16 protein-coding genes and 1 tRNA gene are annotated in these 18,011 nt (G+C 43.8%); 1 reads left to right on the top strand and 16 read right to left on the bottom strand.

Annotated features, from left to right (window positions below):
- Positions 1-14: 14 nt before the first annotated feature.
- The 10 genes from PCO85_03850 to PCO85_03805 form a co-directional block, all read right to left on the bottom strand.
- Positions 15-827, bottom strand: a complete 813-nt coding sequence (locus tag PCO85_03850) for a class I SAM-dependent methyltransferase (GenBank protein WJV54593.1) — start codon at positions 825-827, stop codon at positions 15-17.
- Between the two features lie 7 nt (positions 828-834).
- Positions 835-2,130 carry an ABC transporter ATP-binding protein gene (locus PCO85_03845; protein ID WJV54592.1) on the bottom strand — a complete coding sequence of 432 codons (1,296 nt, stop codon included), beginning with the start codon at positions 2,128-2,130 and terminating at the stop codon, positions 835-837.
- On the bottom strand, positions 2,130-2,915 hold the full coding sequence (locus tag PCO85_03840; protein WJV55984.1) for an ABC transporter permease: 786 nt from the start codon (positions 2,913-2,915) through the stop codon (positions 2,130-2,132). Before PCO85_03840 ends, PCO85_03845 begins: the two co-directional genes overlap by 1 nt.
- 14 nt (positions 2,916-2,929) lie before the next feature.
- Positions 2,930-4,291, bottom strand: coding sequence for a phosphomannomutase CpsG (locus PCO85_03835; GenBank protein WJV54591.1), 1,362 nt, complete (start codon positions 4,289-4,291; stop codon positions 2,930-2,932).
- The gene (locus PCO85_03830; protein ID WJV54590.1) at positions 4,288-5,718 is read right to left on the bottom strand and encodes a mannose-1-phosphate guanylyltransferase/mannose-6-phosphate isomerase; all 1,431 of its coding nucleotides are present in this window, start codon (positions 5,716-5,718) and stop codon (positions 4,288-4,290) included. The genes PCO85_03835 and PCO85_03830 overlap by 4 nt, the downstream gene beginning before the upstream one ends.
- 1,003 nt (positions 5,719-6,721) lie before the next feature.
- Positions 6,722-7,282, bottom strand: a complete 561-nt coding sequence (rfbC, locus tag PCO85_03825; GenBank protein ID WJV54589.1) for a dTDP-4-dehydrorhamnose 3,5-epimerase — start codon at positions 7,280-7,282, stop codon at positions 6,722-6,724.
- Positions 7,283-7,288: 6 nt separating this feature from the next.
- Positions 7,289-8,161, bottom strand: coding sequence for a dTDP-4-dehydrorhamnose reductase (rfbD, locus tag PCO85_03820; GenBank protein ID WJV54588.1), 873 nt, complete (start codon positions 8,159-8,161; stop codon positions 7,289-7,291).
- Positions 8,162-8,186: 25 nt separating this feature from the next.
- Positions 8,187-9,050 (bottom strand): glucose-1-phosphate thymidylyltransferase RfbA, encoded by an 864-nt coding sequence (gene rfbA, locus PCO85_03815; protein WJV54587.1) that lies wholly within the window; start codon positions 9,048-9,050, stop codon positions 8,187-8,189.
- Positions 9,050-10,117: a dTDP-glucose 4,6-dehydratase gene (gene rfbB / locus PCO85_03810; GenBank protein ID WJV54586.1), complete on the bottom strand. Its 1,068-nt coding sequence runs from the start codon at positions 10,115-10,117 to the stop codon at positions 9,050-9,052. The genes rfbA and rfbB overlap by 1 nt, the downstream gene beginning before the upstream one ends.
- A gap of 239 nt (positions 10,118-10,356) precedes the next feature.
- Positions 10,357-10,734 (bottom strand): helix-turn-helix domain-containing protein, encoded by a 378-nt coding sequence (locus PCO85_03805; protein ID WJV54585.1) that lies wholly within the window; start codon positions 10,732-10,734, stop codon positions 10,357-10,359.
- A 636-nt stretch (positions 10,735-11,370) separates the two neighbouring features.
- Between PCO85_03805 and cspA the strand changes: the two genes are divergently transcribed.
- On the top strand, positions 11,371-11,583 hold the full coding sequence (gene cspA, locus PCO85_03800) for an RNA chaperone/antiterminator CspA (protein WJV54584.1): 213 nt from the start codon (positions 11,371-11,373) through the stop codon (positions 11,581-11,583).
- A gap of 368 nt (positions 11,584-11,951) precedes the next feature.
- On the opposite strand, the gene PCO85_03795 is transcribed toward cspA, so the two are convergent.
- The 6 genes from PCO85_03795 to dsbC form a co-directional block, all read right to left on the bottom strand.
- Positions 11,952-12,122, bottom strand: coding sequence for a YnfU family zinc-binding protein (locus PCO85_03795; protein WJV54583.1), 171 nt, complete (start codon positions 12,120-12,122; stop codon positions 11,952-11,954).
- Between the two features lie 315 nt (positions 12,123-12,437).
- A tRNA-Gly gene (locus PCO85_03790) sits at positions 12,438-12,511 on the bottom strand.
- Positions 12,512-12,681: 170 nt separating this feature from the next.
- Positions 12,682-14,199: a lysine--tRNA ligase gene (gene lysS, locus PCO85_03785; GenBank protein WJV54582.1), complete on the bottom strand. Its 1,518-nt coding sequence runs from the start codon at positions 14,197-14,199 to the stop codon at positions 12,682-12,684.
- 9 nt (positions 14,200-14,208) lie between these two features.
- Positions 14,209-15,307 (bottom strand): peptide chain release factor 2 gene (gene prfB / locus PCO85_03780; GenBank protein WJV54581.1). Its coding sequence is split into 2 segments (ribosomal slippage): positions 14,209-15,231 and positions 15,233-15,307, totalling 1,098 coding nucleotides; the frame shifts between segments, so codons are not numbered across the junction.
- Positions 15,308-15,495: 188 nt separating this feature from the next.
- On the bottom strand, positions 15,496-17,229 hold the full coding sequence (gene recJ, locus PCO85_03775; GenBank protein ID WJV54580.1) for a single-stranded-DNA-specific exonuclease RecJ: 1,734 nt from the start codon (positions 17,227-17,229) through the stop codon (positions 15,496-15,498).
- Entirely contained in the window at positions 17,230-17,946 is a 717-nt protein-coding gene (gene dsbC, locus PCO85_03770; protein WJV54579.1) for a bifunctional protein-disulfide isomerase/oxidoreductase DsbC, read from the bottom strand.
- Positions 17,947-18,011 lie beyond the last annotated feature (65 nt).

Below are 18,011 nucleotides of genomic sequence, written 5' to 3'. Positions count from 1 at the left end.
GCAAGTATTGAATCTTATAAATTGTATCTTTTTTCAAGAATGTAAATATTAACCTGACCAAACTGGTTTTCCACAAGCTTCATTTCATCCATAGGTAATAACTGGAATGTATTTATTCCATCTTGTTCAAATCTATAAACATCTTGACCAAACCATTTTACAAGTTTCACTTCTGGAGGAAGCATTTCTATAAATTTAGAATGTTTATAATGCCGGAAATGAAATTTATGAGGATTTTTCTCTAAAGAATGAATCTCATCATTAGGCACTGAAATAAATGCAGTACCACCAGTTTTCAATGAACTGATGATTTCATTTAGCATCTTTTGATCTTCTTCTACATGTTCTAATGATTCAAAACATGTGACGAAATCAAAAGATGAAATGGGTAATTTAAACGGGAAAAGTTTGTGGCTGAAATAGTTATTTTCTTGAGTATAACACTCATTTGCTAGTAATATTGCTTCCTCAGATCCATCCAATCCAATTACCGTAGCTCCAGGTATATTTTTAGATATAATATAAGTACCATATCCATTTCCACAGAACACATCGGCAATATGAATAGAAGCGTCTTTTTTACAATCAGCTATATACTCAACAGCCATATAATATCTATTGGTATGATCTGATCTAATATCATCCAATTCTCTTCCAACTTGTCTTTCGCCACTTGTTAAAGAATAATCTTTATCCGTATCACAAGAAGCCTCTATATTTTTATCATCATTAGAATGATCATTCGTAACCGAATCATTATTTTTATCATGAGTATTTATTGCTTCATCGGTTCTACCAACAAGGATTTTTTTAATAAAATTGATCATATTTAACTCACTTAGCTACTTTAATTTTTTCAATATGAATATCAGCATCAGCAAAAATATATCCACCAAAATTTCTTTTCAGTAATTCTATTTTTGGCGTTACCGTTATCACTTTTGCACAAAAAACTCTATCATAGAATATGATCGAATAGGGATCTGGTTTGATACCAATATCTATACGAATTTCACCTGACGCTAAAGGAAACTTCATTTTCCATCTAATTACAATTAATTCTCCCTTATTTACTGCAGGTAAAAAATAGTCATAGTAATTTGAATTACACGCTACCAATGGATAGCCTGTTTTATCAGCCATTAATAATCCAATAGCGGAACCAGCTTCTACGTCATTATTAGCTTTGATATATGCAGAAAACTCTACAAGCTCACCTTGAGTACAGTTTGTAATTTGTACTCCTTCACGATTTTTTAAATCAAATTTTAAAAACTGTAAATGAAATGTACCAGTTTCAGAATCCAGAGAGTATTTTCTCAAATTTTTATCTTCTTCGATTATTTCACTCCCTATGTCATTTTCTATTTTAGAAGTAACTTCATCTTTCACTTCTCTATCTAATCCAAGAAGATCATTTTGAAATAAATCACATACTTCTGATACATTTGAAAATTGTTCTAATCTTCCATCTTTAATATATATAGCTTTATCACAAAATTGCCTAATTTGATTAATCGCATGGCTAACAAATAGAATAGTCGTCCCAATGTTTTTCAAATACTCCATACGCTGCATACATTTTGCTTGGAAGGCTATATCACCAACACTTAATGCTTCATCAATAATAAGGATGTCCGGTTTTACACAAGTTGCGACTGAAAACGCTAATCTAGACTGCATCCCACTAGAATATGTTCTTAATGGCTCATCAATATATGATCCTATATCAGCGAAGGCTTCTATTTCGGGCATTAACTTGGTTATTTCTTCTATGCTTAGCCCTTGCAACTGCCCTGACATGTAAGTATTCTGACGACCGGTAAAATCAGGATCAAACCCCATACCCAGTTCAAGCAAAGCTGCTACTTTGCCGTCAGCTCTAATAGATCCTTCGGTCGGCTCCGTTGTGCCGGTAATCATCTTTAGCAACGTGCTTTTACCAGCACCATTTTTCCCAACGATTCCAATAACCTCTCCAGGCTCAATATCAAAATTAATATCTTTTAAAATCCATGTCAGAGTGTGCTTTTGTACAGGAGTTAAGCTAATCCATTCAATTAGTCTTCCCCACTTATTATGATATTTTTTGTAGGCTTTACCTACTCCTCGAACTGATATATTTGCCATTACAATTCATCCACCATCTCGCCCACATGTTTTCTAAATAGATGCATGCCCAAAAAGCACATCGCAATACTAATAATTGTTACTAATATTAAGCCATCCCATTTTGGAACCTGTTTTAAAACAAAAATAGACTGAAATGCAGAAATGATTGGAGTCATAGGATTGAGTGATATTATCTTCCTTATGTTTTCTGGCAGTGCATTTATTGGATAAACAATAGGGGTAAACCAGAACCAAAATTGAAGAATGATATTAAATAGCTGTCCGACATCCCTAAAAAATACATTTAAAACGCCCAATGTGATGCCTAATCCAATTGAAAAAATGCATACTATGATTAGTACTGGAATAAAAGAAAAATATACAAAACCAGGATTTTCTCCACTAATAAGTAAAAAAACAGTGAACAGAGAAAATATAATAATAAAATTAATTAATGCATTAGCTACTACCACAATCGGTAGGCACATTCTGGGGAAACTAACTTTCTTTAGTAAGTTTGCATTATCAATAAAAACATTTTGAGCCCTACTGACAATTTCTGAAAATAGTCCCCACGTCAGCACACCAGAACATAAATAGATACTATAAGCATACGTATCGTCAATTCCAGCAATTTTTGCTTTCATTACATGTGAGAAAATTACAGTATACACAATGATCATCGCCAGAGGATTTAGTACCGTCCATGTGGCTCCCAATAATGAATTACGATATTTGCTCTGAAATTCGCGCTTAACATTGCCGAGAATAAATCCCCGGTAATTCCACAACGCTCTCAACATTATGAGTGGCATACTTATCCTTTAATCAAGTGATCTATTTCAGCAACCTTTGCCCATACCAGCCCTGGCTGAGCCTGGGTTTCAATGTTCAGGCGCAAAAGAGGCTCGGTATTTGAGGTACGGACATTAAGACGCCAACCTGGCATATCCATACCAAGACCATCAGTGCGATCAATACTAACAACCTCAGACTTAAAGGTTTCTTCAATACGAGCAATGATTTCTTTAGCATTGGTAACTTTATAATTAATTTCACCACTACATGGATAAGCTCGCATACGAGCACCAACCAATTCGGACAACATCGCTCCCTTAGAAGACAGTAGTTCAATAACCAACAGCCATGGAATCATACCGCTATCACAATAAGCAAAATCACGAAAGTAATGGTGGGCACTCATTTCGCCACCATATATGGCGTTTTCAGCGCGCATACGCTCCTTGATAAAAGCATGACCCGTCTTGCACTGTACTGGTGTACCACCAGCTTCCTTCACCATCTCAATGGTATTCCAGGTCAGACGTGGGTCATGGATAATCCTGGCCCCTTGGTTTTTAACCAGGAAAGCTTCAGCCAGAAGACCTACGATATAATAGCCTTCAATGAACTCACCATTTTCGTCAAACAGGAAGCAGCGGTCAAAGTCACCATCCCATGCAATGCCTATATCAGCCTTATGCATCTTGACAGCATTAGAAGTTACGGAACGGTTTTCAGGCAATAGCGGATTAGGGATTCCATTTGGAAAATTACCATCCGGCTCATGATGAATTTTGATAAACTCAACGGGAATCTGCTGTTTCTGCAGCATCACTTCAATCGCGTCCACTACATGCCCGGCAGCACCATTACCTGAATTGACCACCAGCTTCAACGGTTTAATTTTTTTTACATCAATATAAGACATTAGATGATCGACATACTCATCCACCAGAGACAATTTGGTATAACCCCCTCTCTGATTCACAGTACAGAACTTACCCAGCTCAACTAAATCACGTATATCATTCAGCCCTGTATCACCACTAATCGGTTTGGCTCCACGGCCGACCAATTTCATTCCGTTGTAATCCATAGGATTATGGCTGGCCGTCACTTCAATCGCCCCATCCACATCTAGATGAAAAGCAGCAAAATAGATCTCTTCTGTTCCCGTTATGCCAAGATCAATAACATCAGCACCAGCATCCATCAATCCCTCAGACAAGGCTGATTTTAGTTCTTCACTACTCAGACGAATATCACCGCCTATAGCCACTTTTTTCGCCTGCATGTATTGACCAAAAGCACGCCCAATTCGATAGGCAAGATCTACATTCAGTTCATCACCCAAACGGCCACGAATATCATAGGCCTTGAAGCAAGCTAATGTCATTGGTGAACACTCCCATTTTCATCAAATCTAACAATATCGTCGTCCCCCAGATATTCCCCACTCTGCACTTCAATCATGATGAGATCGATAACGCCTGGATTTTCTATTCTGTGTTGTTCACCTGGAGGGATGTAAGTGGATTGGTTCGTGGAAAGGAAAATATGTTTATTACCGTTGACGATCCTTGTCGCTCCAGCCATTACGATCCAGTGTTCACTTCTGTGATGATGTAACTGCATACTCATCTTCGCGCCTGGTTTGACAAGAACACTATTGATCTTGAAATTGTGTCCTTGTTCCAACACTGTCGATGTGCCCCAGGGACGATGAACCGTTCGGTGAATCTTGTAGGCTTGATGCCCCTTGTTTTTGAGCTGGTTATAGATAGATTTTACATCCTGACCGCTATCCTTGCTTGCAACAAGCAAAGCATCCGGGGTATCGACAATGACCAGGTTATCGACACCTACCGCACCAATCACACGCTCATCAGCCTTGATATAACAGTTAGTTGCATTATGCGTCAGTATTTCAGCATCACCTTCTATGGCATTACCATTCTCATCTGGCACGATTAATGCCCCAAGCGCCGTCCAGGAACCGATATCACACCAGCCAATATTGCAGGATACAACGGATACCTGTCTGGATTTTTCCATCACTGCATAGTCGATGGAGATATCTTCAACTTGTGAGAATGTATTCATATCTAACTCAAGTTGAGTCGCCCCACCACCTTCAAGCCTGCGAGACAGGCTCATGCTATGCTTAACATCTGACAGCACCTGTGGACACAACATTTCCATTTCTTTAAGGATAGTTCCACAAGAGAAACAGAACATACCGGAGTTCCAAAGGTATTTCCCCGACTCAAGATATTCCAATGCTTTGTTATAGGAGGGTTTTTCAACAAAATGCTCAACCAGGTTACCCCGATACTTGATATATCCGTATCCGGTTTCTGGTTTTTCCGGCTGAATACCAAAAGTAACTAATCGAGATTGTTTCGCAAGTTGAGAAGCTTCTGATACAGCCTGTATGAATGCAGTATGATCTTTTATCAGATGGTCGGCAGCCAGAATCATCAGTACGGCATCATCACCATATTTTTGATGTGCCAAAAGCGCCGCTGATGCAATTGCAGCGGTAGTGTTACGACCAACAGGCTCCAAAATATAAGAGATGGGAACGGTTCCTTTGTACACCTCAGAAAATGCATCAACAGCTTTAAAAAGAAGTTCCTTATTCGTGACGGTAATGATCTCCTTAACACCATCAAATGTTAGAGCACGCAACAGAGCCTTTTGAATCAGACTACTTCCGTCGGCCAAACGAATAAATGGTTTCGGGTGTTGCTCACGAGAAACTGGCCAAAGCCGTGATCCACTTCCACCACACATGATCACGGGAATAATCGTTATTGACAAAGAGACCTCCTGCCCTTATGGGTTTCTCTTGCACCATAAGGAATGTAATTACATGAAATTTTCTTTAAAAATAGTAACAAAAGATAAAAAATACTAGTTTCAGGCAAAGCTACCGCACGAAAGTAGACACTCTCGATGCAAATATATTGTACAAATTTTGCTTTTGGTATTCACCAAATCACCCTAGGCCAAATCCCCAAGACAGTGTGCGGGTTGGTCCTTTTCACACTACATCTACATTTATTACACGGTAATGATCAACACTCGCGCAGATGTATCTTTCTTACATTTCCTCCAAGGTATCATCGCGCCATCAGACCGAATCAACGTGTCCGGGCATGATATTGACTACCTAAAAATTTCTATCGATTATACGCTGATGCCATCATTACCATTTGCTTTATCAGTATCTATTCCATGGAGATGGTATTCACAATGAAACGTAACGCAGAACAAGAATGAAATCATGGCGCATAGTCGTCCTACGGGCAAGTTCGACAGCATAGAAGGAGTTTTTTCAGACGTATCCCAAAGGGACGAAGCCACTTCAAGACAATGTTTCGTTGTTCCCTTATATAACTGTAGTGTCATTCTGGGCACCGATTTAGAAGCATTGAAGTAGTCAATAAAAATTGGCCATGGCTTTTTAGTCATTTTCAGAATCTTTCCGATTCATTGGATATGAATCCATCGTGGTATTGGCAAGGATGGTGTTGGTTGTAATTACCAATAATATAATTATAGTGCTCCCATTTAAGCCAGACATTTCACCACAAGTATTAAGACGAAGGGGCTGACAGGTATTTAGCCCACCCTATCAGCACTTTTCGAAGTATAATACTAGCTCATTGATGTGAATTTTGTGGAAATCCCTCAGCCCATAGTGTGCTAACAAATGTGGCCGTTACATGAATACCGTGAACAGATGTTAGTGACCAATCACCCGTATCCGTTTTTTGTGAAGCAACGACAACGATCGCAATTAATGTGCCTAAACCAGCACTCAAAACAATTTGGCTTCAACACCACAAATACTATTGAAATATATACCTTTTTTATCTTTTTCGGATAAGACAGGGATTCCTGTCAACGGCCATTCAATACCAAGATCAGGGTCATTCCATAAAATGGACTGCTCAGCATTGGGATTATAATAATCAGTACATTTATAAACGAATTCGGCTTCATGACTGGTCACATAAAAACCATGCGCAAATCCTTCAGGAATCCAAAGTTGACGCTTGTTTTCAGCAGAAAGGTAAACACCGGTCCATTGACCAAACGTGGATGACGATTTACGTATGTCAACGGCGACATCGTAAACCTCACCAGAAATAACACGCACCAACTTACCTTGGGCATTCTCAGTCTGATAATGAAGACCGCGTAAAATGCCTTGTCTCGATTTTGAATGATTGTCCTGAACAAAATTGCAAGGGCGTTTTACTACCATATCCTCGAATTTTTTTTGCTGCCAGGTTTCCATAAAAAAGCCACGTTCATCACCAAATACAACGGGTTCAATAATTTTTACATCAGGGATTTCAGTATCGATAACGTTCATAATCTATTATTTATATGCATGAATATTATTTAGTGCCAGTTGCCAGTTACTCGGTTCGATACCAAATTGTGCATTGACCTTCTGGCAATTCAAACGAGAGTTTACCGGCCGTTTCGCCCGGGTTGGATAAGCCGAAGTGGGAATTGATGTTAGAACAGGGATCGTCTGCAGGACGGATTTTTCCGCTGCATGAGCAAAAATTGCTTTAGCAAAATCAAACCAGCTTACATGAGGCATACCAGAGAAATGGTAAATTCCCCATTCCGGAATTTTACCTGTTTCCAGGTAGTCCACCATTTTGATCAAAGCACCCGCGATATCACCCGCATAAGTTGGGCCACCAAACTGATCACCAACAATACTCAGTGCCTCGCGAGTTGCCCCTAAGCGCAGCATCGTTTTAACAAAATTATTGCCATGCTCACCAAATACCCAGGCAGTTCTCATAATTAAAAACTTATCAGTCGCTGCCGCCACCGCAAGTTCTCCGGCAAGTTTACTTTTGCCATATACGCTCTGCGGATTGCAGGGCATTGACTCATCATAAACAGATTCACTGTCACCATCATAGACATAGTCGGTCGAGATATGCAGCAACACCGCACCGATTTTTTTTGCCGCTTCGGCAAGATAGGCTGGCCCATCACGGTTTATCGCATAAGAGAGATCTATTTCATCTTCGGCTTTATCTACAGCAGTATGTGCCGCCGCATTGATAATGTAGTCAGGCTTGAATTGCGTGATAGCACGAGCCACCGCTACTTTATCAGTGATGTCCAGTTCATTCCGATCTACGGCCAACAGTTCGGCCTTACCGGCCAATTGAGAGACCAGACAATGTCCTACCTGACCACCACTACCCGTAATTAATACTTTCATGATTTCCAATCCTGAAATCGTTCGGTTATTTAAGCAGAGCCATAAGATATTTACCGTACTCATTCTTCAACATAGGCTCAGCAAGCGACATCAACTCTTGATTAGATAACCAACCATTTCGCCAGGCAATTTCTTCCAGACAAGCTACTTTTAGCCCTTGCACATTCTCAATGGTTTGTACGAAAGAAGACGCATCATGCAAACTCTCATGCGTTCCCGTATCCAACCAGGCAAATCCGCGACCAAAAATCTCTACGTTCAATGAGCCATCATCGAGATACATCTGATTAATTGACGTAATCTCCAGCTCTCCTCTGTGAGAGGGTTTTACTCGCTTGGCAAACTCAATAACTCGTTTATCGTAAAAATAGAGACCGGTGACAGCATAGTGTGATTTGGGTTTAGCTGGTTTTTCTTCTATTGAGATGGCTTTCATTTCGGTATCAAATTCAACTACGCCAAAACGTTCAGGATCTCTTACCTGATAACCAAATATCGTGGCACCGAACACTTTCTCAGCGGCACTTTTCAGCATTTTACTGAATGATTGTCCGTAGAAAATGTTATCCCCTAACACCAGACAGCATCTGTCTTGCCCAATGAACTTTTCGCCAATAATAAATGCCTGGGCCAAACCATCTGGACTGGGCTGAATAGCATATTCGATATGGATGCCAAAACTGCTGCCATCCCCAAGCAGGCGGCGGAAACTATCACTGTCCTCAGGAGTGGTGATAATAAGCACATCTCTGATATCTGCTAGCATCAGTGTCGAAAGCGGATAATAGATCATCGGCTTATTGTAGATAGGCAACAACTGCTTTGATACGCCGCGAGTAATGGGATAAAGACGAGTGCCGGAACCACCGGCCAGAATAATACCTTTCATTATTTATCCCCCGCGCCTAACCGTTCACGGCTATAAGAACCATCAAGGATACGGCTCCACCAGCTCTGATTATTCAAATACCACTCTACTGTTTTGCGAATCCCGGACTCAAAGGTTTCTTCCGGTACCCAGCCAAGCTCCCGTGCAATTTTCCCGGCATCAATAGCATAACGAACATCGTGACCGGGCCGATCTTTAACATAGATAATCAGATCCTGATACGCCTTCACGCCCTGGGGCTTATTGGGAACCAACTCTTCCAATAGTGAACATATTGTTTTCACCACACCAATATTGGTTTTTTCGTTATGACCGCCAATATTGTACGTCTCCCCGACTTTCCCTTCGGAAACGACCTTATAAAGGGCTCTGGCATGATCCTCAACAAATAGCCAATCACGAATCTGCATTCCATCGCCATAGACAGGTAGCGGTTTCCCTTCAAGCGCATTAAGGATCATTAGTGGTATGAGCTTTTCCGGAAAATGGTAGGGGCCATAGTTATTCGAGCAGTTAGTGATGATGGTCGGCAAACCATAAGTCCGATACCATGCCCGAACCAGGTGATCACTTGACGCCTTGGAGGCAGAATAAGGGCTGCTTGGAGAATAAGATGTCGACTCAGTGAAAAGCCCGTCAGCACTTTCCAGGTCACCATAGACTTCATCGGTAGAGATATGATGGAAACGAAATCCGGATTTTTTCTCCGTACCTAATGTATTCCAGTAAGTACGAGCAGCCTCCAGCAGGGTATAAGTTCCCACGATATTCGTTTCAATAAAGGCAGCCGGGCCATCAATTGAGCGATCAACATGCGATTCTGCAGCCAGATGCATGACAACGTCTGGCTGGTGCACCTGGAAAACGTGATCCATTCTGGGCCGATCGCAAATATCGACCTGCTCGAACGTATACCGTTCATGGTTTTCGATATCGGTCAGTGACTCCAGATTTCCCGCATAGGTAAGCTTATCAACGTTAACAACAGCATTCGCCGTATTTTTAATGATATGACGAACTACCGAGGAACCAATAAAACCGGCCCCGCCTGTAACCAGTATTTTCATGCTATTACATCCAATGACGAAATTGCTCGGGTCCGACAAGAGCTAATCCGAAGCGACAACTGACAATCCTTAATCACGCTCTCGCCCTTAGTACCGCGCTTGAAAGACAAATTTCAATTCAATTATTGATTATCATGTGTTTTTGACTGTCTGATAATGAAATCAAATTAACAGGGAAACAGTGCGCACATTCTACATGTCCATTGAGCAAGGTGTAAAACACCACGGGTTGACTCCTGTTAAGCAAGTGACGCGGTGACATTAGCCTCATCGTAACGCTGCTGAGACTGCATTATCACCTCGATATTGTTTTCGGCCCAATGTGTTAATTCGTTAATGGTTTTAACTAATGTTTGCCCCAACGAGGTAATGGAATATTCCACTGTCACCGGTACCGTGGCGAAAGCCTGCCGGTGAATCAGACCATCACGTTCCAGATTTTTCAGTGTCTGTGACAACACCTTCTGAGATATTCCTTCGACATCCCGTCGCAGTTGGTTAAATCGTACCGGTTCATCTGCTAAGCGATCCAAAATCAATAACGCCCACTTGTTAGATAAACGATCCAGTACAAAGCGGGCTGGGCAGTTTTTGCTATACACATTGAATTCAGACATAACGTTCATCCTCAAAAAACATTCCATCAGAGTGAAATATTCACCGTCAACTCCAACACTCCGCTAACCATACTGCACTTGATATCTTATTGAAAGTTAGTTTCAAATAAATACCAACATAACAAACCCACTGCCAATAGACATTTTAAAAATGCCACTTTTAATTACTATCCTACTTCTACCCAATTATTTTATAACGCTACGAATACATTGATATAAACGGTTTGGTTTATCTCAGGAGAGATTTTATTTCTCTTATACCCACTATTTGTTGAGGAAGGATCCAAGACAACGATCTATGATAAATATCATGCTACAAATCATAACGATACCATTCATGACGATAATCATTTCACTGAGTATTTATGCCTTCCTTCGACTTTTTACTACTGACTTTTTAAGGATTATTGAACTTTATAAAAATAAAGCTTGCTTAATGAACATCAGATGTGTGTTAATAGCGCCATCGGTTTGCAAGTCAGACCTTATGTAAGCAGTTTTAGTAAAGCAGTCCTCAGTTCAAGCGCTATCATAGATATCTCTTCTTCATAGGTCTCACCTAAGTGCATCATAAGCTATCTCGAAGGCAGGCCATAATATCCACATTTTGTGGAAAAAAATATAAAGGAAATATCTGTGTCTAATAAAATGACTGGTTTAGTAAAATGGTTTAACGCCGATAAAGGTTTTGGTTTTATCAGCCCTGCTGATGGCAGCAAAGATGTATTCGTACATTTCTCCGCTATCCAGAGTGATGATTTCAAAACACTGTATGAAGGTCAGAATGTGGAATTCTCTATTGAGAATGGCCAGAAAGGACCGTCAGCAGGTAATGTCGTTATACTGTAACCAGTATGCGCCAATGAAGCTTATAACAGCAATGAAAGTATATCTCTGAGCAGCTAAGCTTCATAAAAAAACAATCCATATAATGTGGATTGTTTTTTTTGCATTCAACATAGGGGTCAATATAATCATTTCACTATCCATTATTCCACGACATCACAGATAGCCTTTCAAATAAATCACCGATGATTTTTATTTATAATTAAAATTGCCACCATGAAAATAATGATAAAAATAACTCGCCCATGAAAATTGTAAAAATATATAAATCATTTATTTTTACATAAATAAATCGCATATCCTCTAATAAATCAGATCAACGCTAATAATGTATTTTTTTAATAAAACCTATAGGTTCTATATTCTAGAATTTACGACGGTTTCGCATCTTTAGGCAAAAAAAGCGTGCCGCAATTAGGGCAAATCAGCGTAACATCCTTACTGATTTTTGAGGCTGTCTGTTTAGTCACATAGGCACATTTAGGACACGCGATAGAAACTTTCCGCTCATTAAACAGTTTTAATCCATCCAAAAAAGACATCACGGTTTCCTCACCATAGATGGGTGGCTAATAATACGCCGTTAGAAAGAAAATTACCCGATATGTTTACTCCTTGACCACTCCAGTTAGATGTCTGACGCTTCCTCTGTCGCTCTCATATCGGTACTCATTGCCGCCATAATACCATTAGTATAGACATTACGATGGCTCAACGCGTGCCTGGCACCAACCATTCTCGCTTTACCATGTCCGTTCGTGCACGCGCTCACATCACGGCGCAGAAACAACCGCAACGCAAAAGAAAAAGTTTATTGAGGATGAAATTTGGTAAGGAGTATGAGATTAGACTATTTTTGGAGCGAGCGAAGGGAATCGAACCCTCGTATAGAGCTTGGGAAGCTCTCGTTCTACCATTGAACTACGCTCGCATAATAAATTGCACTGCATTATAACGCTATCTGTTTGCCGGGCAAGACAAAAACCCAGCCAACTGCATACGGTTTGAGCAATCAACCTGCCAGTACAGCAATCAGTAGAGAATGTGACAAAAAAACCGGCGCATAAGGCACCGGTTTTGATATCACGATAGTTACAGTGATTATTTCTGCGGGCGCATGGCCGGGAACAGGATCACGTCGCGTATGGTATGGCTATTGGTGAACAGCATTATCATACGGTCGATACCGATACCCAAACCTGCCGTCGGCGGCATACCATGCTCCAGCGCCGTGACATAGTCTTCATCATAAAACATGGCTTCATCATCACCCGCGTCTTTGGCTCGAACTTGATCGGCGAAACGTGCAGCCTGATCCTCCGCATCATTCAGCTCGGAGAAACCGTTACCAATTTCACGACCACCGATAAAAAACTCGAAACGATCAGTAATATCCGGATTCTGATCATTACGACGCGCCAGCGGAGAGACCTCCGCCGGGTATTCGGTAATAAAGGTGGGTTGAATCAGATTACTTTCCGCCGTTTCTTCAAAGATCTCGGTTACGATGCGACCTAAGCCCCAGCTTTTCTCGATTTTGATCCCCAAAGACTGAGCAATCGCGGCGGCTTTATCAAAATCATCCAGATCGGCGACATCGGTTTCCGGCCGATATTTGCAAATCGCTTCGCGCATGGTCAGCTTTTCAAACGGTTTGCCGAAATCGAAAGTCTGATCGCCGTACTGTATGATCGTCGTGCCTAGCACGTCTTGCGTCAGCGTACGAAACAGGCTTTCCGTCAACACAATCAGGTCTTTATAATCAGCATACGCCATATAAAGCTCCATCATGGTGAACTCGGGATTATGGCGCGGGGAAACGCCTTCATTACGGAAGTTGCGGTTGATTTCAAATACGCGCTCAAACCCTCCCACCACCAGACGTTTCAGATACAGTTCCGGCGCGATGCGCAGATACATATCAATATCCAGCGCATTGTGATGAGTCACGAACGGGCGAGCCGCTGCACCGCCGGGGATAACCTGCATCATCGGCGTTTCCACTTCCATAAAACCGTTACCAACCATGAAGCCGCGGATCGCAGCCATCACCTTTGAACGGATGCGGAAAGTGTGACGGGACTCCTCGTTAGCGATCAAATCCAGATAACGCTGACGATAACGGGTTTCCTGATCCGCCAGACCGTGGAATTTATCCGGCAACGGACGCAGTGCTTTGGTTAACAAACGCAGTTCAGTACAGTGAATAGAAAGCTCGCCGGTTTTGGTTTTGAACAGCTTACCGCGTGCGCCGAGAATATCCCCCAGGTCCCACTTTTTGAACTGTTCGTTGTAAATGCCTTCCGCCAGATCGTCACGGGAAACATACAATTGAATACGGCCACCAACGTCCTGTAACGTCGCGAAAGAGGCTTTCCCCATGATACGGCGGGTCATCATCCGGCCAGCCACCGTGACTTCAAGATTCAGTGCTTCCAGTTCTTCATTTTCTTTATCGTCGTAACTGGCGTGCAGTTGTTCAGAGATGCTGTCGCGGCGAAAATCATTCGGGAATGCAATGCCTTTTTCACGCAGCGCTGCCAGTTTTTCACGACGTGCTTTCAGTTCGTTATTAAGATCCTGCGCCTGCTCGGCACCCTGTGATTGAGGTTCAGACATGTGGATTCCTTATAGCCCCGCTTTTAAACTTGCTTCAATAAATTTATCCAGATCACCATCCAGTACCGACTGAGTATTTCGCGTTTCCACCCCGGTACGTAAATCCTTGATACGGGAATCATCCAGCACGTAGGATCGAATCTGGCTTCCCCAGCCGATATCTGACTTACTGTCTTCCATCACCTGTTTCTCAGCATTTTTCTTCTGCATTTCAAACTCGTACAGCTTGGCTTTCAACTGTTTCATCGCCTGATCTTTGTTTTTATGCTGGGAACGGTCATTCTGGCACTGAGTAACAATGTTGGTAGGAAGATGGGTAATACGTACCGCAGACTCGGTTCGGTTAACGTGCTGACCACCCGCCCCCGAGGCACGGTAAACATCAATACGCAGGTCCGCAGGATTGATTTCGATATCAATATCGTCATCCACTTCAGGGTAGACGAAAGCGGAACTGAAAGAGGTATGACGACGACCGCCGGAATCAAATGGACTCTTACGCACCAAACGGTGTACGCCGGTTTCAGTACGCAGCCAACCATACGCGTAATCACCCATGATTTTGATGGTGGCAGACTTGGTGCCAGCGACTTCCCCATCAGACTCTTCAATGATTTCGGTTTTGAAACCTTTGGCTTCCGCCCAGCGCAAATACATGCGCACCAACATGCTGGCCCAGTCCTGGGCCTCTGTACCGCCAGAGCCCGCCTGAATATCAAGATAACAGTCTGCACTGTCATACTCGCCAGAGAACATGCGGCGGAATTCAAGCTGACCCAGTTTATTTTCTAAAATATCCAGTTCGGCGTTGGTTTCGTTGAAGGTATCTTCGTCGTCCTCTTCCACCGCCAGCTCCAGCAAGCCAGTTACATCGTCCAGTCCTTGTGTCATCTGGTCGATAGTTTCGACAATGGCTTCCAGCGAGGAGCGCTCTTTCCCCAGCGTCTGTGCACGTTCTGGTTCATTCCAGACGTCAGGCTGTTCCAGCTCGGCGTTTACTTCTTCGAGGCGTTCTTTCTTGGCATCGTAGTCAAAGATACCCCCTAAGGACGGCTGTTCTTTCAGACAGGTCCTGAATGCGGTTTTTTACCGGATTAATTTCAAACATGATTTTTAGGATCTTACGTTAAGTCGTAGATGACGGAATGCATTTAAACCATCAATTCTAACGGATTAAGCTCAGGGTTTATAGCAATCTGTACAGATTTTGACGCTATCCGACGCGATCGGGCTCTGGCTGGCAAGATGCCGAGACCAGAGCAAAGGCAAAAACAGGATAATCACCACGAATCGGCATTACAACGGCCACAGATGTTCAATCAGTAACTGTACCGAACGTTTGCCGCGGTATTCATTAACATCCAGTTTATAAGCCATCTCCACCTGCCGTACGCTGATATCAGGCCACAACAACGTGTCGATGTTAAAGGCGATACCATCCAGCAGGGGCCCGCCGTTCATCGGTTCCACCATGACTTTCAGATGACGTTCTCCCACCAGTTTTTGCTGCAACAGACGAAAACGTCCATCAAATGTTGGCTCCGGAAATGCCTGCCCCCACGGGCCAGCCTCACGCAACATTTCCGCAGTAGTCAGCGTCAGATCAGGTAATTCCAGCTCTCCGTCCGACCAGATCACACCTTCTAACTGCGATGCATCCAGCCAGTCGCCCACCAACTCACCGAAACGCAGCCGGAATTCATCAAAATGGGTTTCCTCCAGCGATAGTCCAGCGGCCATCGCATGGCCGCCAAATTTCAGCATCAAACCGGGATAAAGCGTATCCAGTCGCTCCAGCGCATCGCGCAGATGCAAGCCAGCAATTGAGCGTCCTGAACCTTTCAGAATACCGTCACCGGCAGGCGCAAAAGCGATCACCGGACGATGAAAGCGCTCTTTGATACGTGACGCCAGAATGCCAACCACGCCCTGATGCCATTCCGGGTGGTACATTGCCAGCCCATAAGGTAATGCGTCACGGCTGCGTTCCAACTGATCACACAGACGCAGCGCTTCCACTTGCATTCCTTGTTCAATTTCACGCCGGGTCTGATTCAGAGCATCTAAATCATTGGCCAGCATCCGCGCCTGCACAATGTCATCACTTAGTAGCAATGCTACACCGATGGACATATCATCCAGCCGTCCTGCCGCATTCAACCGCGGTCCCAGCGCAAAGCCCAGATCACTGGCGGCCAATTTACTCGCATCACGATTAGCAACTTCGAGCAAGGCACGGATACCCGCACGGCATTTTCCCGCGCGAATACGGCTTAACCCCTGCGCGACCAGAATGCGGTTATTGGCATCCAGCGGTACCACATCAGCAACAGTGCCAAGCGCCACCAAATCCAACAATTCTGCCAGATTGGGCTCAGCCAGTCCCTGTTGCACGAACCAGCCAGTCTCCCGCAGCCTGGCACGTAGCGCCATCATCAGATAAAACGCCACACCGACGCCCGCCAGCGATTTGGACGGAAACGCACAGCCGGACAAATTGGGGTTAATCATGGCATCGGCGGCAGGCAGAGTTTCACCCGGCAGATGATGGTCAGTCACCAGTACGCTAATGCCTCGTTGATGGGCATCATCCACACCGGCATGGGAAGAGATACCGTTATCCACGGTAACGATTAATTCCGCGCCTTTTGCCGCCGCCTGCGCCACCACCTCCGGACTCAGGCCGTAGCCATCTTCAAAGCGATTTGGCACCAGATATTGAATATGACGGCCACCCATACTGCGCAGCGCCAACAACGTCAATGCGGTACTGGTGGCACCGTCGGCGTCGAAATCGCCGACGATCACGATGCAAAGGTTGTCGGCCAGTGCTTGCTGTAACACATCAACCGCATGTTCAATACCGTCCAGCAAATGGTAGTCCAATAATCCCCGCAGGCTGCGTTCCAGCTCTTGTGCCGCCTTAACGCCACGTTGAGCATACAGCCGACGTAACAAAGGCGGCAGAGAAACGGGTAAATCAATATGTTCCGCCGCCGGACGGCGACGGAGCTGGGTAATGAATTCCACTTAATCACCTGACTTCAGTGATGCCTTATGCGCTTCCAGCATAGCAAGCATCTCTTTCGGATCCTGATAACCTGGAACCACCGTGCCATCGTCCATCACGACAGCCGGCGTACCCCGTACACCGAACAATACGCCAAGCCGGTACTGCGCAGTGATGTCGGTCTTGCAGGTAGCCGGGGAAATATCATCCCCTTTCATCGCGGCATCAAACGCTTTTTTTCGATCGGCGACACACCAGATGGACTGCATGTCTTTTGCTGTCTCCGAGTGAGGCCCCTGCCGTGGAAACGCCAGATAGCGCACGGTAATGCCCAGGGCGTTGTAATCGCTCATCTGCTCATGCAGCTTGCGGCAGTAACCACAAGTGATATCGGTGAATACCGTGATGACGTGCTTTTCATGCGCCGCCTTGTAGATGATCATCTGATCCTGCAAGGCTTCCATGTTATTTTTCAGCGCATGATTCGTGACATTGACCGGTGTCTTACCGCTGACATCATATAGCGGCCCCTGTAGCAGGTGTTTGCCATCCTCGGTGATATACAACACACCACTGTTGGTCAGCAGCGTTTTCATCCCATTGACCGGAGCGTCCTGAATCTCTGCATTTTGCATCCCCAGACGGGCCAGTGTCTGTTTAATTGCCGCATCATCGGCGTGAGCCAGCCCGGTTACGCTGGTAGCCAACAAAGAAAGCAGTAATACACTCTTTTTCATTCGTTAATCCTGTTATCGGTAAGGCGCATGCGCCGGGCTAATCCGTTATGGCAGGTCTTCGTCAG

It is taken from the genome of Prodigiosinella aquatilis (genome assembly GCA_030388725.1).
Taxonomy (GTDB): domain Bacteria; phylum Pseudomonadota; class Gammaproteobacteria; order Enterobacterales; family Enterobacteriaceae; genus Prodigiosinella; species Prodigiosinella aquatilis.
The sequence above is the reverse complement of the archived record's forward strand: the minus strand, read 5'-3'. Positions and strand labels throughout refer to the sequence as shown.

Coding starts and splice junctions, on each gene's coding strand:
- PCO85_03850 (WJV54593.1), bottom strand. CDS start 827: ATGATCAATTTTATTAAAAAAATCCTTGTTGGTAGAACCGATGAAGCA.
- PCO85_03845 (WJV54592.1), bottom strand. CDS start 2,130: ATGGCAAATATATCAGTTCGAGGAGTAGGTAAAGCCTACAAAAAATAT.
- PCO85_03840 (WJV55984.1), bottom strand. CDS start 2,915: ATGTTGAGAGCGTTGTGGAATTACCGGGGATTTATTCTCGGCAATGTT.
- PCO85_03835 (WJV54591.1), bottom strand. CDS start 4,291: ATGACATTAGCTTGCTTCAAGGCCTATGATATTCGTGGCCGTTTGGGT.
- rfbC (WJV54589.1), bottom strand. CDS start 7,282: ATGAACGTTATCGATACTGAAATCCCTGATGTAAAAATTATTGAACCC.
- rfbD (WJV54588.1), bottom strand. CDS start 8,161: ATGAAAGTATTAATTACGGGTAGTGGTGGTCAGGTAGGACATTGTCTG.
- rfbA (WJV54587.1), bottom strand. CDS start 9,050: ATGAAAGGTATTATTCTGGCCGGTGGTTCCGGCACTCGTCTTTATCCC.
- rfbB (WJV54586.1), bottom strand. CDS start 10,117: ATGAAAATACTGGTTACAGGCGGGGCCGGTTTTATTGGTTCCTCGGTA.
- PCO85_03805 (WJV54585.1), bottom strand. CDS start 10,734: ATGTCTGAATTCAATGTGTATAGCAAAAACTGCCCAGCCCGCTTTGTA.
- PCO85_03795 (WJV54583.1), bottom strand. CDS start 12,122: ATGTCTTTTTTGGATGGATTAAAACTGTTTAATGAGCGGAAAGTTTCT.
- lysS (WJV54582.1), bottom strand. CDS start 14,199: ATGTCTGAACCTCAATCACAGGGTGCCGAGCAGGCGCAGGATCTTAAT.
- dsbC (WJV54579.1), bottom strand. CDS start 17,946: ATGAAAAAGAGTGTATTACTGCTTTCTTTGTTGGCTACCAGCGTAACC.